This is a genomic window from Chitinophaga polysaccharea, from assembly GCF_902150045.1.
In the GTDB taxonomy this organism is placed as follows: Bacteria; Bacteroidota; Bacteroidia; order Chitinophagales; family Chitinophagaceae; genus Chitinophaga; species Chitinophaga polysaccharea_A.
In genome coordinates this window covers 3445571-3467510 of sequence record NZ_CABFVU010000001.1, presented here as the reverse complement: position 1 = coordinate 3467510, position 21940 = coordinate 3445571, and the positions used below count along the sequence as shown (strand labels likewise).

The following is a 21940-nucleotide window of genomic DNA, read 5'->3' as shown; positions in this document are numbered from 1 at the left end:
CCATGTCAGACATTTTACGTTATCACGCCGAGCAGCTGTATGCACAGGAACTGGAAGAACTGAAAAAGGACGATACAGGCAAGCGCCCGTACAACTGGCTATTGTCGCCACAATCGGTGGTTACTTACCTCATCGGCGGTAAGCTGAAGAACGGCTTTGAAGTGGCCCCTAAATATATTGGCAGCAAACGTCTCATGGAAATAGCTGTGGCCACTCTGGCTACCGACAGGGCCCTGCTGCTGTATGGCTTACCCGGTACCGCGAAGAGCTGGGTGAGCGAGCACCTCGCAGCTGCCATTAGTGGCGACTCCACCCTCATCATACAGGGTACTGCCGGCACCAGTGAAGAAAGCGTGCGTTATGGATGGAACTATGCCCGCCTGCTGGCGGAAGGGCCTTCTCCCAATGCGCTGGTGGAAACCCCGGTAATGCGCGCCATGAAGGACGGCAAAATTGCCCGCATCGAAGAGCTCACCCGTATAGGCGCCGATGTGCAGGATACCCTTATCACCATCCTGTCTGAAAAAACGCTGCCTATACCCGAACTGAATACGGAAGTACAGGCCAGTAAAGGATTCAACCTCATTGCTACGGCCAACAACCGCGATAAAGGAGTGAATGAGCTGTCAAGCGCACTGAAACGCCGTTTCAATACCGTTATCTTGCCGGTTCCGGATTCTATGGAGGAAGAAATTGATATTGTAAGAAGACGGGTGGAGAGCTTCGAAAAGACAATGGACCTGCCGGCAGAAAAACCTGCGCTGGAGGAAATCCGCCGTATTGTTACTATCTTCCGCGAGCTTCGTAACGGCGTTACCCTCGATGGTAAAACAAAACTGAAATCGCCCGGTGGTACGCTCAGCACCGCGGAGGCCATTTCTGTCGTAAATAATGGGCTGACCCTCGCAGCCTATTTTGGCGATGGTACCCTCAACGCGGCCGACCTTGCCGCCGGTATCATCGGCGCGGTAGTGAAAGACCCGGTACAGGATAAACTGGTTTGGCAGGAGTACCTGGAAACAGTGGTGAAAACAAGAGAGGAATGGAAAGATGTATACCGTGCCTGTCGTGATCTGACGTAGAGGGTGTCGGGCATGATATCAGCGGATCAAGTTCACCTTTTGTGCAGGTGCTAGGCATGCGCTAAGCGAATCAGATTTACTTTTTGCGCTGGTGTTAATTAGCAGCCAGGCAGGTTTCATTTCACTTCCGTTACTATATGAACATGGCAAAACCAGCTGATCTCAGCTGCGAAAAAGCCAGGTAAACGCTTAATGTTTTGCTTTAATAATAATTTCATAAAATCATCATACTGTACATATTACATTAAAGTTGTTCAAAAATTACTTTCAATATATTTTAGGATGATGTCAAACCACCGGCATCTCATTCTTATATAAATAATGATCGACGCATGTCTGTACATATATTAGGTATCCGGCACCACGGCCCTGGCTCCGCCAGGAATGTAAAAGCTTTCCTGGAAGAGCTGCAACCGGATATTGTGCTGATTGAAGGACCACCGGAAGCGGATGCCTTGCTGCAATGGGCTGGTCATGAAGAGCTGCAGCCACCGGTAGCCATCCTGGCCTACCAGCCCGACAGCCCGCAGAAAGCCTGCTTCTATCCCTTTGCTGTCTTCTCACCGGAATGGCAGGCGATGTTATATGCTAAAAACCACCGCATCCACGCGCGATTCATGGATCTTCCGCTGGCGCATGTATTCAGTATGGAAAATGAAGCAGCGGCGAAAAGAGCGGCACAGGGCCAGAAAGAAAATACACCGGAACATCCTGGGCCTGGTGAAGGAATTCCTCCTTCCGAACTGAACTCTTCATCAACCGGGATACCGTTGCCTGAAAACGCCGGCTCATTACGCAATTCCTCCACAGAAGAATTCACCGCTGCAGAACTGGAAATGGAATTCCTCCCTCCCTCACCACAGGACCCGGTAGCCCACCTGGCCCATGCCGCCGGCTATGACGATGGCGAGCGATGGTGGGAACATATGTTTGAATACCGCCTTGGGCAGGAACAGGTATTTGAAGCCGTGCACGATGCCATGCAGGCGCTCCGGGAAGAACTGCCCCGTCGCTACGATCATAAAGAAGCCCTCCGCGAAGCCTGGATGCGCAAATGTATCCGCCAGGCGGAAAAGGAAATGTTCCAGCGTATTGCCGTGATATGCGGTGCCTGGCATGCACCCGCATTGCAAACCACGCCTAAACAAAAAGACGATAACGAACTGCTGAAAGGGCTCCCTAAAACAAAGGTAGAATGTACCTGGATCCCCTGGACGTATAGCCGCCTCAGTTATGAAAGCGGCTACGGCGCCGGCATCCCCTCGCCGGGATGGTACGAGCACATATGGGAGCACCCTGCTGATGATGGCACCCGCTGGATGGCGCTGGTGGCAAAACTTTTCCGGGAACAGCAGCAAGACACCTCCGTGGCACATGTAATGGAAGCCGTACGACTGGCCAATGCGCTCGCCGCTCTCCGTCATTATCCCCGGCCGGGACTGGAAGAGCTGAACGAGGCCACACTCAGCGTACTTTGCAACGGGGAAAGTATTCTCATGCAGCTGATCCGCGACGAGCTGATTGTACGTAACCGCATCGGGAAAGTACCTGTGGAAGTACCCACACCACCGCTGCAGTCGGACATTACCCGGCAACAGAAAAAACTGAGACTGCCCCAAACGGCAGACTATAAAGACTATACCGTCGATCTCCGGAAAGATACAGACCTGGAGAGGAGCATTTTTCTTCACCGGCTGCAACTGCTGGAAATATACTGGGGGAAACGGTACGAAGTATCCGGCAAAGGCACCTTTAAAGAACAGTGGCGACTCCAATGGGATCCCGCCTTTTCTATTGACATCATTGAAAAAGGCAGCTGGGGAAACACGGTAGCAGAAGCTGCCACCAGCTTTGTAACCAGCGCCGCCAATAATACCGGCACCCTGCAACAGGTATGCAAAATGCTGGAATCGGCCATCCCGGCGGAACTGCCCGCCGTTGTAGAAGTGCTGATCCATCGCATCAGTAACCTCGCTGCAGCTTCCGGCGATGTGCTCCAGCTGATGGAAGTAATTCCTTCCCTGGTGAGCATCAGCAGGTATGGCAACGTGCGCAAAACAGATGCAGCCCTGGTTAGCAGCATCACTGAAAGCATGATAAGCCGCATCTGCATCAGCTTACCGGCTGCCTGCACTGCTGTAGCCGATGATGCCGCCCTCCCGCTGCTGGACCTCTTCTTTGCCATGAACGATGCCATCAACCTGGTACAGCACAATGCACTTACCACCTCCTGGCACGAAACACTGACGGTGATCTCCGGCAACCCGCAATCGGCCCCGATGATAGCCGGCTATGCTACCCGCCTTCTGTTCGACAGCAAAATTATGGCTGGTGAAACACTGGTAAGAGCTTTCAGTGTAGCCATGTCCGTAGCCAACCCGCCCTCGCTGGCCGCCGCCTGGCTGGAAGGGTTTCTCAAAGGCAGCGGTACCCTCCTGTTGCTCGATGAAGAGCTATGGACTATGGTGCATAATTGGGTTTCCCAACTGGAAAATGATATTTTCATACAGGTATTGCCGTTATTACGCCGCACCTTTTCTAACTTTACTGCCCCGGAACGGAAAAAACTGGGCGACAAAGTGAAGCATGGCGGGAATGGAACCAGCATAAAAGCAGCTACCACAGCGGATATTGATCATGAGCGGGGCGCCCGTGGCATCCCGGTAGTGATGCAGCTGCTGGGATTTAAAGACGCTAAACTATTACCGGATGGAGCATGATGAACAGGTTCGCAGATGGCGGCTCGTACTGGGAGGAGCCCAGAACGATGGTACCTCCTTTTCGTTGAATAAAACGGACCTGCAACTGGATAAAACACTGGAAGCCCTGTACGACAGCACCAGGCAGGGAGGATTAGGACCATCCTCCCCGAATGTAAGCCGCTGGCTGGGCGATATCAGAAGTTATTTTCCTGCCTCTGTGGTGCAGGTGATGCAACAGGACGCCCTCAAACGCCTGAACCTCACCCAGATGCTTTTTGAAAAAGAGATGCTGGAAAACGTGGAACCCGATGTGCATATGGTAGCCACCCTCATGACTCTGAGCCGGGTGATCCCGGAGAAAACCAAAGACACTGCCCGCCAGGTAGTAAAAAAAGTGGTGGACGAGCTGATGAAGAAACTGGCGCAGCCTACGCAACAAGCCATCACCGGCAGCCTGAACCGCAGCGCACGCAACCGCCGGCCCAGGCATAACGAGGTGAACTGGCCCCTTACTATTCAGAAAAACCTGCAACATTATCAACCGGATTATAAAACCATCATCCCGGAAACGCTGATCGGGTATGGCCGTAAACGGTCGGCACTCAAGGAAGTAGTATTATGCCTGGATCAAAGTGGCTCAATGGGTACGTCTGTCGTTTATTCTGGTATCTTTGGTGCCGTAATGGCTTCCATCCCGGCCCTGAAAACACAGATGGTGGTGTTTGATACCGCCGTAGCAGATCTTACAGAAGAACTGCAGGACCCGGTGGAACTTCTTTTCGGCGTGCAACTGGGCGGTGGCACTGATATCCACGCTGCATTGAAGTACTGCGCACAAATTATCACCCGGCCGGCAGACACAGTGCTTGTTCTGATCACTGATCTTTTTGAAGGGGGAGATGAGAAAAATATGAGGAAACGCTTTACTGAGCTCGCGGCATCGGGCGTGCAGGTAATCGTACTGCTGGCATTGAATGATGAAGGCGCTCCCAGCTACGATCACGAAAATGCGCAGTTCCTGGCAAACCTGGGAATACCGGTTTTTGCCTGCTCCCCGGATAAGTTCCCGGAAATGATGGCCTGCGCATTGAGCAAACAGGATGTTGCACAATGGGCCGCAAAAGAAGATATTGTGTTGAAAAAATAAACTGAATCTATCTATACCTTATGCCATACAAAAAGGAAACTATACTATCGCTTGTTGAAAAACTGAAACAACTGGATGACTATGAAAACATTGCAGGCGCTATACAGTCCGGAGTAGATTTCCTTACAGGGCATACCTATGAAACACCGGTATTTAACACCGCTGAAACCGCCCGGCAAATGGGGCATTTCATTCCCCTGCTGCAAATTCCCGAGCTCTGGGACGATAACGACCGGCTGGTATTAAAGCTGATAGCATCCCCGCTTGCATGGAACGAGTGCAGGGAAGCCTTCCTGTCGGCCATCCTTCCCATGATGGATAAACCCGGCACCTCTTCTTCCATTGTACTGCGGTTCAGCTACTTTACCAGCTACCTGCAGCAACGGGGTTGCACACCGGAAGAGATAGGCTCCCTCATGATCAGCCATTCCAGGGACGGCAACAACTTCGACCTCTCGCCACTAAAGTTCACGCCTGTACGTAAATTCCTGCAAGACCTGATCAAAAGCGCCGAGCCCAACGTGGTAGACGCTTATGTAAACACCTGGCGTAAAAAAGGATGGAACTCCCTCTTCTTCCGCTTACTCGTAAAAGGGCACCCGGAACGGGAAATGGAGTACCTGGAAAATATACTGTTGCTGCCGGATTATATCCCCGATCAGCAGGCGGTTTCCCGTGTATTATTACAGAATAACACTGATAAATATGAACCGCTGGTAGAGAAAACCACCACACAGCTGGCGGCATTGCCCGATTATGCGGCAGCGCTCAGCGGCTATTCTCTCCTCGCTGGTCATCTCCCGGAAAAATATAACCAACGGCTGCTGAAAGCAGCCTACGATTTCCTTGCCTGGCCGGATGCCGGAACCAGGGCGCCGGAATCAGCCTGCTCACAGGTAGCGGGCAACGTACCTCCCGGCAACGTACCTCCCGGTGTGCTGGCGGTACGCAGCGTACTGCATCTCGATCGCCCGGCAGCGGTTCCTTATCTCGGTGACCTCCTTGCACAAAAACGTTACTTCCACCCGGAAGCCTTCCAGGTACTGGCTGATGAGCTGAACGGGCTGGCCGCTCCCATGCTGCTGCAGGCGCTGGAAAACGATTACGATGCGAGAATGGTGCTTCCCGTGCTTTCCCAGCTGGATAAAGCATTGTACATCGATCAGCTCTGGCCTTACACCTTACATAAACTGAAATCCGTTCGTACGCTCGTTGCCGTTATCCTGGCAGAACATCCGCAGGCACTGGAAAGGGCTGCAGAACTGCTGGGCCACAAAAAGGCAGACCAGCGCCTGACTGCCGTACAGATCCTCTGTAAACTGGACGACGCCCATGCACGGGAACTGCTGCAGCACGCACTCCACATAGAAGTAAATGACGACGCCCGTGACCTGATGCTGGAAACGCTGGGAGGCCATACCCTCACCGATACCGACGACCTGGTACTGGTAACCAAGCTGGTGACCTTTGCCAAGAAAAGACATAAGCTTTCCAAACCCGCAGAAAAATGGCTGGATGATAAAGCCCTGCCTCCGCTTTACCTGCTGGACGGTACCGTGCTCACTACTGATATGATGCGCTTTCTCATCTACCGCATGTCGCGCGTAACGGAAGTGCGCCCCGATGTGGAAGCCATTCCCCTGCTGCGTTTGATCGACCGCACACGCAGCGGCGACTTTGCACGGGCGCTCTATAAGGCCTATGCCGACCAGGGCGGCGATCTGAAGCTGAAATACCTCATGACCCTCACTGCCCTTCTGGGAGATGATGAACTGGCTGAAACATTACGCGAAGACATACAGTTGTGGATCACCACCAAACGCCTGAAAATGGCGGAACATGGCGTTGGCGCACTGGCCCTGCATGGCAGCAACAAAGCGCTGCGCGCAGTGGAGTTCTTCTCGCGCAGATACCGCTTCCGCAAAGGCGTGGTAGGCGCGGCAGCAATGAGGGCATTGGAACAAACCGCTGCGGAAAGAGGCATTACCCTGCACGAACTGGTAGACTCGCTGGTGCCGGAATTCGGCTTTAAGGGGCTGTACAGGTTCTTTGAAGTAAAGGGCGAAACTTACCGAGCATTCCTGGATAATAATTTTAAACCTGCCTATCTCAACGATAAAGGCCGTCGCCTGAAAGCTATTCCCGTGGCCACGTCCCGGGAAACCCGGAACGCTTTTAAAGCGCTTTCGAAAGAAATGGCAGATACCATCCGGCTGCAAACACAGCGACTGGAGCAGTTCCTGGAAGAACAACGGAGATGGAGCGTTGCAAAATGGCAGACAGTATTCCGTCAAAACCCTGTGATGTCTGTTTTTGCCAACCGGCTGGCCTGGGCATTGTTCAATGAAGCAGATCAGCTGATCAGCACATTTTACTGCGAGGGCCAGGCCATGCCTAAAACACTGGCAAACGATGCGGTTGTTTTCCCGGAAAACGCCTACATCACCCTCCTGCACCCGGCCCACCTCGATGCGGCTACCCTGCAGCAATGGAAAAATAAATTCGCTGAACTGCGCATAGTACCGGTTTTCCCGCAACTGGAAAGACCCATTACCCTGTCGCAGAATTATGCAGATGTAGAATACGATTATGGTGATGCTTCTATGGAAAATGGTTTGCCAAGCGGGTTTATGGAACAGGAAGGTTAGCCGGGGCAAGGCGCGCCCGGCCCTGCAAAACAGCTGCAGCAGTTCACCAGGCACTTCGCCTGGGCGCAACCCGGTTTCTTTTAAATCACGGGATTTTATTGTATTTTTTCACCTTAACCAAGTGAACAATAAAAATCTACGTATGTTAAAACTACGCTCCACACTGGCATTTGCCTGCCTGCTGTTATTGTCGGTAAGCGCCATGCCCCTGCAGGCTATTAATATTATTCCGCAGCCATCTGAAGTAAAAACATTACCGGGCACATTTTCTCTGTCCGGCGCCACTGCCCTAATTCCGGGCCGGTGCACCGGCGAGGCCAGCCAACTGCAACAGGCGCTACAGGAAACATATGGCCTCTCCCTCGCACTCAAACCCGCTGCGAAAAACAATTATATCCGCTTCTCCCTTAATGAAAAACTGGGAAAGGAACTGGGCAAAGAAGGTTACCTCCTGCAGGTATCTCCGGAAAATATTACGATCACCGCAGCCACTACTGCCGGTGTATTTTATGGCATACAGTCTTTACGACAGCTCATTACTGCCAACGGGAACGAATATACGATCGGTGCGGTATCCATTAAAGATAAGCCCCGCTTCGGCTGGAGGGCATTCATGCTGGATGAGGGCCGTTATTTCAAAGGTGGGGAAACGGTAAAACACCTGCTGGATGAAATGGCGCTGCTGAAAATGAACGTATTCCACTGGCACCTGACCGACGACCAGGGCTGGCGCATTGAAATAAAAAAATATCCCCTGCTTACCACCGTGGGCAGTAAACGCGACTCCACCCAATCCGGTACATGGAACAGCAAGGTGTACGATGGTAAACCGCACGAAGGTTTTTATACACAGGAACAGATCAGGGAGATCATTAAATATGCAGCCGACAGGCACATTACCATTGTTCCTGAAATAGAAATGCCGGGCCATTCCAGCGCCGCCATTGCCGCCTATCCCTGGCTGGGCACCACGCACAAGCCCATCAAAGTGCCGGGCAAATTCGGCGTTCATTACGACGTGTTCAATGTATCCGATCCCAGAGTGATCGCTTTCCTGGAAGATGTGCTGCAGGAGGTAATTGCACTGTTCCCTTCCAAAGTGATCCATATCGGGGGCGACGAGGTAAAATACGATCAGTGGAAAGCTGATGCCGGTGTGAAGGCCTACATGAAGGCACATAAACTGGGCTCCCCTGCCGATCTGCAGATTGCCTTCACCAACAATATTTCCAACTTCCTGGCCGGTAAAAACCGCCGCATGGCCGGCTGGAATGAGATCATGGGTAGCAAGCTGCATGAGTTCACCGACAGCAAAGACGTTTCCGCCACTGAAAAGCTCGCCACAGGCACTATTGTACAGTTCTGGAAAGGGGAGCTGAAACTGATCACTGAGGCGGTATCCAAGGGATATGACGTGATCAACTCTTATCATGCCATGACTTACCTCGACTACAGCTACCAGGACATATCCCTGGAAAAGGCCTACAGCTTTGATCCTATTCCGGAAGGTCTTGCCCCCGAATACCACGCCAAAATACTGGGCAGCGGCTGCCAGATGTGGGGCGAATGGATCCCTGACGTAAAAACGATGAACCACCAGGTGTTTCCCCGCCTCGCCGCCTATGCGGAGGATGGATGGACCCTCCCTGCCAATAAAAACTTCACACAGTTCAGCAATGCACTTCAATACTTCTATACCCGCTGGAATATTACCGGCGTATAAATATTAAGCCCAGCGAACCTTCTACCCAAGGCTATTGCCGCAATTATTTTGCAGCAATAGCTTTTATTTTGCCGGCATCAGCTTCAGCGTATCGCCGGCTTTCTGCAAATGATAAATAATAATTCCTCTGGTATTTGCCGTGAGTGCATCCGGCTGGCCTTCCCTGTAGGCAGGGAAAGATCTTACCAGGGTTTTCCCTTTAATATAAAAAGAGTCTTGTCCGCGGTAAGCAGCCTGCTGCATGGTATCCAGTGAGAATGTATTGATCACAACCGGTTTTGAGCTGAGGTCATATGCATAGATCTTACCAAACTGACCAGTACCTTCGGATACCGTTTGCAAATACAATTCGGGTTTACCGTTACCATCAAGATCGCCCACCATGAGGTTTTTCAGCGTTCCTTTTATGTCTTTCTCAATGGTACTGTCTGCCCGCGTGGAATCCTTTTTACTGCCTATTGCCAGCATCAGGTCCCTCATGCTGCTGTTCCCGGTGGTAATTGCTGAAATGCGGTAGTCGCCGTAGGTAGTATCGAATTTGGCGCTTTCTGTTTTTTCTTCCGGCACTCCCTGCACGGGCGCGTTGGCTGAGTCTTTCGCCGCGCGCTCTTCCTTGCTTTGCATGGGACTGTTGCAGCCGCAGAGAGCAACCACCGCTATCAGTGCGGTGCTGATAAATGTACGATCCATGGTTCCGTTTATTTAGGCAGCTCCGGCGTTAAGCGGCCGGAGCTGTGGTTGATCAATGTTTTTTATGCTTGCCGGCTTTGGTATCCTTGCTGTTATGCGTGGTGTCGCTGCCTTTATAGTCCTGTTCTTCATTCTTCCTGCTATCGAGGTTATCCCTTATTTCGGGACGTGGCATATTGGAGAATGATTGCTGTTTACTTTGCCGGGTATTTTCATTTCTGGTACCTTTCATAAGATAAATTTTTGGTGAACAATATTTCAGGGCCACAAAAGCAGTGCCTCACTCTTTTCGCCGGCCTGCGGGCAGCGGGAGAAAAATAACGTGTCTGCCGTTCCACTTATTGGCGTGCATTATCCACAATAACAACGGAGGAAAATGAAGACTGGCGGGCGATAACTAAAATAATGTCAATGCCTTATACCGGGAAATGCTCAACCGCGGAAACAGCGCATGATATCTGCTGGTTATCTCCTGAACATAAAACTGATTTTTATGAAAAACCTACCAGCTACCATCGGGTTCATGGGCCTTTTTACCCTTCTTTTCTTCTTCAGGGGTAATCCGGACAAGGTACAGGCGGCGCCTGTAAAGACTGCCCAGATTGATCAGATTGAATTATTTGCACAGGACACCTTTCCTCCAAAGCCAATGGATACAGTAATGAAACATAAGAAGAAAAAAGACAGGAAAGGGGATACATCCTGGCCACAAAAGAGAGACACCTTATTCAGGTAAATTCAGCGGAGGGGTCGTAGCCCCTCCTTTTTATTGTTCCAGCGTACCAAATAAACCTTTCTTATAATCCTGAATAGCCTGCTCCGTTTCTTCGGCAGTATTCATTACAAAATTATCCTTTGCGGCAACCGGTTCGTTGATAGGTTCCGCGCAAAGATATAAGAGGCGGGTGTTTTCAAGGGCGGTGATATGAATATCCGGCTGCTCATCGTCTTTATCAAATACCACCAGGTGATAACCGGTTACTTCTGTTCCGTTCACTTTTATTTTTCCATCCACAACATACAATAATGTCCAGTATCCACGTGTAGCCTTAAGCGTTACATCGCAGTTTGCTTCCACCTGTCCCCAGATGGCAGTGATAGGTGTAAAATTTTTCAGCGGCCCTGTTTTGTTCTCATAGTCGCCACCAATAAGGGAGAGGTGTACGCCGGGTTTCCCTGCCACCGGGGGCATTTCTGAGCCTTCAACATACTGGTACCAGGGCGCTTCCCCTTTATGTGCAGCAGGTACATTAAACCAGAGCTGCAATAATTCATAGTTGCCGCCTTTCTCCAGAAATTCCCGGGAAGGGCCTTCACTATGCAGGATCCCTCTCCCTGCAAACATCCATTGCACATCGCCGGCAGTAACGGTCATGGCGTTACCTGCGTTATCGCGGTGATAGCCCTGGCCCTGCAACATAAAGGTAACCGGTGCAAATCCCCTGTGCGGATGCGGATGCAGCCTGTCTTCGGGCGATCCGGGGGCAAAATATTTCGGCGGCATATGATGCACCACTATAAACGGGTTGGCAAAACGGAATTGCATAGTGGGCAATGATTGCCGCACCACTTCTGTTTCAGTGATATGTTTTTCACGTCCTTCGAGCACGTGCAGGATCTTCTTCTCCATAAAAACTATTTATCGGATCAGTCTTAATCTGGCTTTTTCCACGGAACTGCGGAACATTTTCAGGATCAGCACTTCATAATCTTCGATCATGATCACCTCTCCTTCCCGGGGGATGTTGCCGTGGATATAGTTAATCAGACCTGAAAGAGTTTCATAATGTTCACTCTCCGGCAACGGGTGGGGTAATAATTCATTGATATCTGCAATATATTCGTGTGCATTCACAATGAAGTTATCGTCTTTCTGTTCCACGATCGGGGCTTCATGGTCGTGTTCATCCTGTATATCTCCCACCAGTTCTTCCAGGATATCTTCCATGGTAACAATACCTTCTGTATCTCCAAACTCGTTGGTTACCACTGCCATTTGCAGGCGCTGGCCCTGGAAAGTACGCAGGAGGTCTTTTATTTTCATGCTGTCCGGCACATAAAATACCGGTTTCATGATGTCTGTAATACTATGCAGTGTTTTTTCATGCATGCCTTTTACCACGTCTTTGGTATATACCACTCCTTTCAGCTCGTCGAGCGAGCCGCTGGATACCGGGTAGCGGGAGTAGCCGTCTTTGATCACCTGGTCTATCAGCTGTTCCAGGGGAAGATTGATATCGAGCGATGAAATATCCTTGCGATGGGTAAGGATCTCCCTTACCCGGCTGTCGTCGAACATAAACACGTTCTGGATCAGTTCCCGTTCGGTTTCCTCGATAGCGCCGCCTTCCTGGCTTTCAGAAATGATCAGTTTCAGTTCTTCTTCGGAATGGATTTCCGATTCGCCGGCGGGTTTAATTCCCATGAGCCGGAGGATGCTATTGGCCAGGCCGTTGAGCAGCCATATAAAAGGACGGAAAATGACGAAAAGGATCCGCAGCGGGATAGCCACTACCAGCGTGGTGGGCAGCGGTTTACGGATAGCCATCGATTTTGGCGCCAGTTCTCCGAAAACGATGTGCAGGATGGTAATAATGGTGAAAGCAATAGCTACGGCTATAACATGGGTAGCGGCCAGTGAAATGGAAACGCCCAGGCGTTCCATCACCTGTAGCACTATGGAGGTCATTACAGATTCCCCTACCCAGCCCAGGCCCAGCGAAGCCAGCGTAATGCCAAGCTGTGTGGCAGCGAGGTAGCCGTCCAGGTTGCTCAGGATGCTTTTAGCCGCGCCGGTGGCTCTTTTACCGGCTGCGCCACCTTTACTGTTTATCTGTGAAGAACGTACTTTAACAATGGCAAATTCTGCCGCAACAAAAAATCCGTTTAATAACACTAATATGATTGTCCAGAAAAGTTGCCAAAGCATGTAGTTGGTAAATTGGTTCGCAACCCCAAATATAGGTAAATCAATTTTTATACGTCCGGGTATTTTGAGGAATTACAAATTATGAATTAGTATTTAGGGAGATATAAAGCGGGTTTTCCCTTCTCTTCCCAGCAATTTTTTCCAATCAGTCTACTAATTTCATAGAGTTTATGTATTTTGTGGAGAATTAAGGCTGGCACATTATAATAAAATGGAGAAAGAACTTACTACTCTTGCTGCATCTGCAGCTGCAACTACAGGCGAAACCGATGCTGCAATACCGCCGGTAAACGGCACTGCACCGGAAACCGCCAACTTTAGAAAACAGCGTTGGATTTACGGTATAGCGGGCATTCTCATACTGGGAGTTATCCTGGGCGTGGCATGGTGGCAGTCGCCCGATTTCCGCACCTATGTGGAGGACGTACCTACTACTTTCTATTATTTCCTGGTGGCCGGTTTTATTTTTGCCATGATCGACGGCGCCATTGGCATGTCCTATGGCATTACCTCCACTACTTTTTCCCTGTCGATGGGCATTCCCCCTGCCTCTGCCAGTACGGCGGTACATATTTCCGAAATCCTCAGCTGCGGCATTGCCGGCTGGATGCATATGCGGATGGGCAATGTCAATAAAAAATTATTCAAGATGCTGATATTACCCGGCATTGCCGGGGCAATGATAGGCGCTTATCTCTTATCGTCGCTGGAACATTACTCGCAATACACCAAACCGGTAGTATCGCTCTATACCCTGATCCTCGGCACTGTGATCCTGATGCGCGCTATTCATGTACAGCGTAAAAAACAGGTAGATAAAAAAATTAGAAGAATTGGCCTGCTGGGTTTTGGCGGCGGTTTTATAGACGCCATCGGCGGTGGTGGCTGGGGGTCTATTGTACTGTCATCCCTCATTGCCGGCGGCAGGCATCCCCGTTTTTCCCTGGGCACGGTAAAGGCTACCCGCTTTTTTATTGCCATGCTCAGCTCACTCACCTTTGTAACTGTACTGTATCATGTGCACTGGGATGCGGTACTGGGCCTCGTAATAGGCAGCGCCATTGCTTCGCCTATCGCTGCAAAAGTTTCCAATAAAATTTCTGCTAAAACTATTATGGTGGCAGTGGCGGTAATTGTGATCCTGGCAAGCGTAAGGAGCATCTTTATGTTTGTGCATAAAATCATATAGCCACGGGCGTTAGTCGTTGTTCACCTGCCTGCTTACCTTTAAGGTAATGGGCTTATTGATCTCGTATTCCACCAGGGCCCTGATGGTGATCTCATCCCTGTCGCTGAAGGGTTTTTCCGGGAGGAACTTCGGGTCAATATCCACCTGGATTTCAGCGGTCCGGTCTTCAAAAAGATAATTGTTACCGCGGAGCTTCTTTGTCACATAACCGGTCACTTTAACAATGGTGCTGTCGTTGTGCAGTTGCCGGGCATTGCGCATCACCTCTCCGATGGTATAAGTCCGTTCCTGCAAAGCGAACAGGGGAAGCAACAAACATAGCAGCCAGCTTTTCATGATAAATATATTGGTTTGCTATCACCATAAACAATATTCGTGTCGGATTGTTCACCGGACAGATACATTTGGTTATCTTGTAAATTATAAACTTCAGGCATGGGATTCCTCAAAACCTACAGCAGCATGTTCTGGTTACTGGCCGGTATTATAGCCGGCAGTATAGCCGGGCTTATATTTGGCGGGCATATCGCCGTTATCAAACCACTGGGGGATATTTTCCTGAACCTGCTTTTTACTGCTATCATACCGCTGGTTTTCTTTGCTATTTCTGATGCTATTGCCAATATTGAGGCCGGGCATAAGCTGGGCCGCATTCTCGGTGTCATGTCGCTGGTGTTCCTGGGCACCATCCTGGTTGCTGCATTTCTTACTATTGTGGCCGTGTGGATATTTCCCATTCACCAGCAGGTCACACTCGTAAAAGACGTAAACCTTGAACAACCGGGCAACTGGGGCGAGCAGTTAGTGCGGCTCCTTACAGTAAATGAATTTTATGAATTACTGTCGCGCAAAAATATGCTGCCCTTTCTTATTTTCTCCGGGCTGGTTGGTTTTGCAGCCATGCGTACCGGCGAAAAAGGCGCTGCCTTCCGGCAGTTCCTCCGCTCGGGCAACGAGGTGATGAAAGACATACTAACGCTCATTATGAAAGCAGGCCCTGTTGGCCTGGGCGCTTACTTTGCTTACCAGGTGGGCACCGTAGGCCCGCAGCTGTTTGGTACCTACGCGCACTCCCTCGGTATCTACTATGGTTTTGGTATTGTATATTTTGTTGTTGGCTTCAGCATGTATGCATTTATTGCCGGTGGTATACCTGGTATAAGGATCTTCTGGAAACATAACATCGTCCCTACCCTTACCGCTGTTGGCACCGGCAGCAGCATTGCTACTATCCCTGCCAACCTCCGGGCGGTAGAAAAAATGGGCGTTCCGCAGGAAATTGGCAATGTAGTGGTGCCGCTGGGCGCCACTTTGCATAAAGACGGTTCCAGCATTTCTTCTATCATAAAGATGGCCGTGGTGTTTGCCATGTTCGGCAGGGGATTCGACAGCGCTGCCGTTATCCTCATGGCGCTGGGCGTTACCGTTATCGTCAGTATCGTGGAAGGCGGGATTCCCAATGGCGGCTACATCGGCGAGCTGCTGGTAATGAGCGTTTATGGCTTCCCGGTAGAAGCGCTCCCCCCGCTGATGATCATAGGCACCCTGGTAGATCCGCTGGCAACGATCCTCAATGCAACAGGCGACAATGTGGCTGCTATGCTCACAACCCGTTTTCTGCGAAAGCGGGCGATGGCAGTTTCGTAAATGCCTGCTCCAAATCGGCCAGCAGATCGGCGGTTTCTTCCAGTCCTACTGACAGGCGGATCAGGCTATCGCTTACGCCTGCGGCCCTTCTCTTTTCAGCAGGAATGGATTTATGCGTCATGGCAGCCGGATGGCATAGCAAGCTTTTAATGCCGCCAAGACTCTCTGCCAGTTTAAAATAATGAGTGGATGTGACAAAAGCAGTTGCTGCTTCCGCTGTATCGTCTTTCAGCGTAAAAGAAATAATACCGCCAAACCCTTTACTCTGCTGCTTCGCCAGCTCATGACCGGGATGCGATGGCAGGCCGGGGTAAAATACTTTATCCACTGCAGGATGTTTCTCCAGGTATTCCGCAAGCGCCTGCGCATTAATACAGTGCTGCTTAATACGCAGGTGTAACGTTTCAATACCACGTATCAGCAGGAAGCTATCGAACGGTGAAAGTATGGCCCCGCAGGCATTCTGATAAAATTTGATCTCCTCTCCCAGTTGCAGGGTCTTAGATACCACTACACCGGCAATGAGGTCGCTGTGCCCGCCCAGGTATTTTGTAGCACTGTGGATCACCAGGTCGGCGCCCAGCTGCAATGGTTTTTGCAACACAGGCGAAGCAAAGGTATTGTCTACACAAAACAAACAGTTATGCGCTTTTGCAATGCGGCCAATAGCTGCAATATCTGAAATCTTCAATGTTGGATTGGTAGGCGTTTCCAGCCATATCAGGCGTGTAGCCGGTGTGATGGCATTAAACACCGCTTGTGTATCGGAAGTATCTACATAGTTTACCTTAATGCCAAACTTCTCATATACTTTGTTGAATAAGCGGAAAGCACCGCCGTAAATATCATCCACCGCTACAATTTCATCGCCTGATTTCAGGAGTTTGATCACGGCATCAATAGCGGCTAATCCACTGGCAAAAGCAGAGGCGGTGGCGCCTCCTTCCAGTTTGGCAATGATCTTCTCCGCTGTTTCACGGGTAGGATTGTTTGACCGGGCATAGTCGTATCCTTTATTTACACCAGGCGCTTCCTGGATAAAAGTAGAGGTCTGGTAAATAGGCACGGCAATAGCGCCTGTTTGCGGGTCTACGGGAATAGAATGGATCAGTTCCGTGATAGTGCTCATCGTTTGTTTGGTTTTTAGTTTGATGAAAATTGATTGATTAAACAGGTTCGTTGAATGAGCTTATCAGGAAGGTGGGGGCATAAAAAAACTCACCTGGGAGCCAGATGAGTTTTCTAATTATTTGAAGTAATAATTTACAGTAAACTATTGATCTGACTTATCTTTCCCGGTTCTTAAACCAGGATGGATGCAGCACCTTTCACTGTTTGCACAGTGATGGTTGCTAAGGTATCGTCGGGCCATGTCCCTCCTCCTTTCTTGATAAGCTATTTAAAGAACTGGTGCAAAGATAAGACAGAAAAAATAACTTCCAAATTTATTTTCCTACAAAATCAGTAGACTATTTAGAGTGCGCCAGTGTAAGGCGGATCCCTTCTTCATAGGAAGTGGGTTTCACATTAAAATGCCTTTCAAATTTTGAAGAGTCGAAAATATAAGGGTGATTATTCTGGTACAGCATTTCCTTCATTTCGCGGATAGTGGTATCAAACAACCCGGACAGGGTAAGCATAAAGCTGCCCAGTTTCATGTACTTCGGCTTTGCATTCATTTGCGCGGCAATGAGCTGTATATATCCCTTCCCGTCTGGTGCGGGGTTGGTGGTAGGCAGGTGCCATACCTGGTTCCAGGAAGTATCGTCCTGCGATAGCAGGTACAAACCTTTGGCCGCATCGGGAGTGAAGGTATAACTATGCGTCTGGTCGTCTTTTCCAAGCCACATGGCGCTGCTGTTCTTTTTAAACTTATCGATGATCAGCAGGTTGAGGAAACCGGTTTTATCGGCGCCCGGCCCATAAAAATCGGCGGCCCTGGCGATGGTAGCGGTGAGATTACCGGCTTTTGTTTCATTCAGCAACTGGGTGGCAATCGCTGCACGAATAGCTCCTTTTTTACTGGCAGGATGATATGGCGTGTCTTCCTTCATTGGGCCGTTCACTAACCCGTACGAGTATACGTTATCGAAGAAGATGAGTTTTGCGCCGGCTTCTTTACATGCACCGATCACATTGGTCATGATCTTTGGCCAGGCATCTGCCCATACTTTGATATCATATTTAAGCCCGGCGGTGAGGAACACCACGGAGCTGCCCCTGACTGCTTTCTTCGTTTGGGCGGAGTCCGTAATATCTGCGGGTACCAGGTCGGTAATTCCTGCAATGGATTTGGGCGAACGGCTCACGAGGCGTACCCGTTTCTGATTTTTTACCAGTTCGGCGGCCAGTTCATTAGCAATTATGCCTCCTGCGCCGAGGATGGTATATAAGGGCTGGATAGAAGAATCAGACATAAAATGAAGGATGTGTTTATATGTAGACGAATGAGTGAACGGAATATTTTATCTCAGGGATCCAGCGGATCAAAAACATTTACCTGCAGGGAGCGGAGGTCGGGCAGGAACGACAAAAAGTAAAGGTCCGATTGTTCTATATCTGCCGCAGGCATATATCCCAGTTCGGTTTTACAACGTTTGGTAAACATAGGGCTGTTTACATATGCCACATGCATGATGTCAGAAACGCACATCATTTTTTTATGAGCCGGGATACCGCTCCGCCACAGGATCCTTACGGCATTGCGCACATTGGTGGTGGTGTGCCGGGCATAAGGGTCGGCCATTACTGCGGCCGCAGGGATCTTTAGTTCATTGACCAGGTATTTCTTCATTTCCACGGCTTCAGAATACCGGGTTCCTACAGGCCGTACATGCCCTCCGGATACAATAATAAATGGAGCCATCCCTTTGCGGTACAACTCCGCACCGGTACGGCAACGGCTTTTACCGGTTTCGCTCAAAGGCTCAGTTGCCGCGGGGCTCGCACCCAGGATAAGCATGGCGGTGTAAGGATATTTACTCCAGTCCGTTTGCTTCACCATTTTGTAAGCGGCTTCATTAATGGCTGATAAAGGCTCATAACGTATGGCCTCATCGCGGTGGTTCAGTTCCAGCAGGCCCAGCGCCACGTCCAGCGAGGGCCGGAAAAACAGCCCCGGCTTCCTTTTTCCTGCCTGCTCCATCACACGTTGTACCATGGACCTGTAGGCAGGTGATGCTACATAATAGGCAGCAGAATCGATCACGGGATAACGGAGCTCTTTCCCATTCGTATAGGCGTTCAGGATATAGTTCACACCGTCGACCGCATCTTTCCAGGCAAGACTCAGCAGTGTGGTATCCGCTCTATCGGCGTATAGCTGAAATACCCCACTGCCGCGCATTTCGTTTAGCAGGCGGCCCATTTCCTTTGGGTGGCGCAACAATAAATCAATCAACGCCTTGCTCACGGAACTGGTAGTACGTGCTGAAAATTGCAGTGGAGCGGTAAGGTCGCCCTTACTCACGGAACCGGTTACACGCTGCCGGTATTCCTGTCCAAGTGTACTGAGAGCACTGTCACTGTTCATGAGCCGCGACAGGCCAGGTAACTGTTCCATCAGGGTAAACAGGTAAAAGATCCTGTCCTGCAGGGCACTGGTTCCCTTATAAAATTTGTAGTGCTGGTCTGGCGAAGCAGGCTGGGCAAAAGTACATGGCCACCACGCCAGGAGTAGCAGCCAGGTTAAAAAACAGTTCTTCATATAATGTATCAAAGCAGATATTACGGCAACAATAATACAAATCTATTGACCCGATATATCAAATCAACAGAAGTATAACAATAATACAAAAGGAAAAGTGAACTTTATCTTTTCAAGTAAAACATAACAGATATCTTATATACTAATATTTATATCTTGAATTGCGGCACTATATGAAACTTTTAATAGGAAAATATATATAATATATTAAATACAATCATATATAGGAAATTCAGCAGAAATTACATATCTATTATTTTTGTTTTTCATTGATTATCTATTAGTTACGGAATATAAAATGACTATTTTCGCACCGGTTTAGCCACCACGCCAACGTCCCAATCATATAATAACAATGTATACAACCCACGAAAAAAAAACCTTTATACGTTATGCCGTACTAACGATAATGGTGATTGTTCTGATGACCTTTTTTATGATCATCTCACTAAGGAAAAAAGAATCAGCGCAGTTAGGCATCGTTGTTAAAGACCTGGTTGCCACGAAAACAGATGCAGGTCATATTGACCAGGCAGTACAATTACTGTATGCGGCAGATAATAACTTCCGCGTATATACGCTTACATACGACCGTAAATACCTGAATACTTATGTGGGACAGCTGAGCAGCATTACAGCGCATCTCGACAGCGCCATGAGCTCCACCGGGAATGAAAAACAGGTGCAAGCCCTGTTGGCCGACAAAGCCCGGAAATCGCAGCTGTACTTACAAACACGGCTATACGTAGATTCGTTGCTGCAGCTATCGCAGGTATGGGATACTACTGCTCCCCCCCCCCCGCTGCAACAACTGAGCAATATTAAAATACCGGTACCCGCTCCGAAGGCCGATACGATCATTACCACGGAAACCGCCACTACCAAAGGGCACAAGAAATTGCTTGGCCGTATCAAAGATGCGATCAGCAATAAATCGCAGGTGCAGCAAACCAGCCAGCACGTAAAGATCGTACAATACGATACCAATAAAGATGGTAAGGCCTTCTCCAAAGAGCAGCTCTCGAAAATACAGGCTGCCTACAATAAATTTATCAGGGATGCCACCGAGAGCCACAATAACCTGAAACAGAAAGAATACGCCCTGGTGATCGCCAACGAGCGCCTGTTCACTGAACTGCTTCACCTCATAGCAGACCTGAAGCAGCATATTGTAGAGGAAACCGATAAAAGACGGCTCCGGCTCGGGCAGGACATCGATCATTCCCTGTACCGGCTGGATAAGCATAATTACTGGGAAATCCCCCTTATCCTGTTACTGGCAGGTATCATTATATATGGTATCATCCGTTTATACCGCTACGACCTGGCACTGCTGAGGGCCAAGCAACAGGCGGAAAAATACGCACAGCAGAAAAGCGATTTTGCCGCCACCATCAGCCACGAAATACGTACGCCGGTGCAATCGCTGCTGGGATATGTGCACCTGATGGAACGCGACCAGCGGCCTGAAACGGTGCCGGCTATACGTCATTCTGCAGAAATGCTGCTGCAGGTGGTAAATAACGTGCTCGACTATACGCGGATGGAATCTGCAGAACCGGTATTAAGGGAAGAAAAGTTTTCTCCCCGCACCGCCATTGAGGAAGTATGCAAAACACTGGCTGTACAGGCAGAAATGAAATCACTGGCGCTGGAGGTAAATATTTATTTCCCCAGTACATTAATCTTAGTGGGTGATGCCTTCCGGTTGAAACAGGTATTGATCAACCTGGTAGCCAATGCGATCAAGTTTACAGAAAAAGGCAGTATTACCGTCACGGCGCATGTGCGTGACAACAACTTATTACAGGTAAGCGTAAAAGATACGGGTGTGGGTATTTCACATAAAGAACTACCTTTGGTATTCGATGCTTTCTCCCAGGGAAATAACCATTATCATAAGGGAAGCGGGTTGGGGTTGCATATTTCTAAGAAAATCATCGATCTGCACAACGGAAAGATTCATGTGGAAAGCCTTCCAGGAAAAGGTACCACTTTTTATTTTGAAATCAGGTACAGGGCGGTGGCCTCATCTCCTGCTACCAAAAAAATTATTGTCCCCGTGAACAGTACATCTACAAACGCTATTATTCCTCCCGGTATCCGTTTACTGGTGGTGGAAGACAGCATTCTCAATCAAAAGTTACTGGCCCTGATGCTGGACAGAATGCAGGCTTCCTATCTGATCGTTTCTTCAGCAGAAGAGGCCCTGGAAGCATATGAAAAAGAGGCATTCGATTTCATACTGACGGACATTGATCTTCCGGGCATCGATGGGCTCATGCTAACCAACATGATAAGGGAACTGCCCGACCCGAAAAAAGCGGCAGTAACCATTATTGCCATCACCGGTAATGTGATGGATGACGATATTGAGCTGTACCTCCGCTCCGGCTTAAACGACTATATCATGAAGCCTTACCGGGAAGAAGATATCCTGGAAAAGATTACCAGGCACCAGCAAATGGCTTAACTTG

17 protein-coding genes and 1 riboswitch are annotated in these 21940 nt (G+C 49.5%); of the genes, 9 read left to right on the top strand and 8 right to left on the bottom strand.

Going from position 1 to position 21940, the window contains the following annotated elements:
- Nucleotides 1-2: 2 nt before the first annotated feature.
- The 5 genes from FN124_RS14230 to FN124_RS14210 all read left to right on the top strand — a co-directional run bounded on the left by FN124_RS14230 (nucleotide 3) and on the right by FN124_RS14210 (nucleotide 9302).
- Nucleotides 3-1082, top strand: coding sequence for an ATP-binding protein (locus FN124_RS14230; RefSeq protein WP_142685365.1), 1080 nt, complete (start codon nucleotides 3-5; stop codon nucleotides 1080-1082).
- 332 nt (nucleotides 1083-1414) lie between these two features.
- A complete protein-coding gene (locus FN124_RS31155) occupies nucleotides 1415-3802 on the top strand; it encodes a DUF5682 family protein (protein WP_221887775.1) in 2388 nt (795 codons plus the stop codon).
- Nucleotides 3792-4931, top strand: a complete 1140-nt coding sequence (locus tag FN124_RS14220) for a VWA domain-containing protein (protein ID WP_142685364.1) — start codon at nucleotides 3792-3794, stop codon at nucleotides 4929-4931. The genes FN124_RS31155 and FN124_RS14220 overlap by 11 nt, the downstream gene beginning before the upstream one ends.
- A gap of 20 nt (nucleotides 4932-4951) precedes the next feature.
- Nucleotides 4952-7579 carry a DUF4132 domain-containing protein gene (locus tag FN124_RS14215; protein ID WP_142685363.1) on the top strand — a complete coding sequence of 876 codons (2628 nt, stop codon included), beginning with the start codon at nucleotides 4952-4954 and terminating at the stop codon, nucleotides 7577-7579.
- A gap of 142 nt (nucleotides 7580-7721) precedes the next feature.
- A complete protein-coding gene (locus tag FN124_RS14210; protein WP_142685362.1) occupies nucleotides 7722-9302 on the top strand; it encodes a beta-N-acetylhexosaminidase in 1581 nt (526 codons plus the stop codon).
- A 63-nt stretch (nucleotides 9303-9365) separates the two neighbouring features.
- Here FN124_RS14210 and FN124_RS14205 read toward each other — a convergent pair whose 3' ends face one another.
- Nucleotides 9366-9992, bottom strand: coding sequence for a hypothetical protein (locus tag FN124_RS14205; protein ID WP_142685361.1), 627 nt, complete (start codon nucleotides 9990-9992; stop codon nucleotides 9366-9368).
- A gap of 52 nt (nucleotides 9993-10044) precedes the next feature.
- Nucleotides 10045-10224, bottom strand: a complete 180-nt coding sequence (locus tag FN124_RS14200) for a hypothetical protein (protein ID WP_142685360.1) — start codon at nucleotides 10222-10224, stop codon at nucleotides 10045-10047.
- Between the two features lie 261 nt (nucleotides 10225-10485).
- Here FN124_RS14200 and FN124_RS14195 point away from each other — a divergent pair, with 261 nt between their 5' ends.
- Nucleotides 10486-10728, top strand: coding sequence for a hypothetical protein (locus FN124_RS14195; RefSeq protein ID WP_142685359.1), 243 nt, complete (start codon nucleotides 10486-10488; stop codon nucleotides 10726-10728).
- A gap of 30 nt (nucleotides 10729-10758) precedes the next feature.
- Here the strand turns inward: FN124_RS14195 and FN124_RS14190 are convergent, their stop codons facing one another.
- Nucleotides 10759-11622: a pirin family protein gene (locus FN124_RS14190; RefSeq protein WP_142685358.1), complete on the bottom strand. Its 864-nt coding sequence runs from the start codon at nucleotides 11620-11622 to the stop codon at nucleotides 10759-10761.
- Between the two features lie 9 nt (nucleotides 11623-11631).
- The gene (locus tag FN124_RS14185; RefSeq protein ID WP_142685357.1) at nucleotides 11632-12921 is read right to left on the bottom strand and encodes a hemolysin family protein; all 1290 of its coding nucleotides are present in this window, start codon (nucleotides 12919-12921) and stop codon (nucleotides 11632-11634) included.
- Between the two features lie 211 nt (nucleotides 12922-13132).
- Between FN124_RS14185 and FN124_RS14180 the strand changes: the two genes are divergently transcribed.
- Nucleotides 13133-14110, top strand: coding sequence for a sulfite exporter TauE/SafE family protein (locus FN124_RS14180; RefSeq protein WP_142685356.1), 978 nt, complete (start codon nucleotides 13133-13135; stop codon nucleotides 14108-14110).
- 9 nt (nucleotides 14111-14119) lie between these two features.
- Here FN124_RS14180 and FN124_RS14175 read toward each other — a convergent pair whose 3' ends face one another.
- The gene (locus FN124_RS14175; RefSeq protein ID WP_142685355.1) at nucleotides 14120-14446 is read right to left on the bottom strand and encodes a NirD/YgiW/YdeI family stress tolerance protein; all 327 of its coding nucleotides are present in this window, start codon (nucleotides 14444-14446) and stop codon (nucleotides 14120-14122) included.
- Nucleotides 14447-14545: 99 nt separating this feature from the next.
- Here FN124_RS14175 and FN124_RS14170 point away from each other — a divergent pair, with 99 nt between their 5' ends.
- A complete protein-coding gene (locus tag FN124_RS14170; RefSeq protein WP_142685354.1) occupies nucleotides 14546-15757 on the top strand; it encodes a dicarboxylate/amino acid:cation symporter in 1212 nt (403 codons plus the stop codon).
- Here the strand turns inward: FN124_RS14170 and FN124_RS14165 are convergent.
- The 3 genes from FN124_RS14165 to FN124_RS14155 all read right to left on the bottom strand — a co-directional run bounded on the left by FN124_RS14165 (nucleotide 15714) and on the right by FN124_RS14155 (nucleotide 19463).
- Entirely contained in the window at nucleotides 15714-16886 is a 1173-nt protein-coding gene (locus FN124_RS14165) for a trans-sulfuration enzyme family protein (RefSeq protein WP_142685353.1), read from the bottom strand. The two genes, FN124_RS14170 and FN124_RS14165, sit on opposite strands and share 44 nt — an antisense overlap.
- A 154-nt stretch (nucleotides 16887-17040) precedes the next feature.
- Nucleotides 17041-17154, bottom strand: a riboswitch (SAM riboswitch).
- Between the two features lie 72 nt (nucleotides 17155-17226).
- Nucleotides 17227-18174 carry an NAD-dependent epimerase/dehydratase family protein gene (locus tag FN124_RS14160; protein WP_142685352.1) on the bottom strand — a complete coding sequence of 316 codons (948 nt, stop codon included), beginning with the start codon at nucleotides 18172-18174 and terminating at the stop codon, nucleotides 17227-17229.
- A 53-nt stretch (nucleotides 18175-18227) separates the two neighbouring features.
- Complete coding sequence (locus tag FN124_RS14155) at nucleotides 18228-19463, bottom strand: YdcF family protein (RefSeq protein WP_142685351.1); 1236 nt, start codon at nucleotides 19461-19463, stop codon at nucleotides 18228-18230.
- 355 nt (nucleotides 19464-19818) lie between these two features.
- Between FN124_RS14155 and FN124_RS14150 the strand changes: the two genes are divergently transcribed.
- Complete coding sequence (locus tag FN124_RS14150; protein ID WP_142685350.1) at nucleotides 19819-21936, top strand: ATP-binding protein; 2118 nt, start codon at nucleotides 19819-19821, stop codon at nucleotides 21934-21936.
- Nucleotides 21937-21940: the final 4 nt, after the last annotated feature.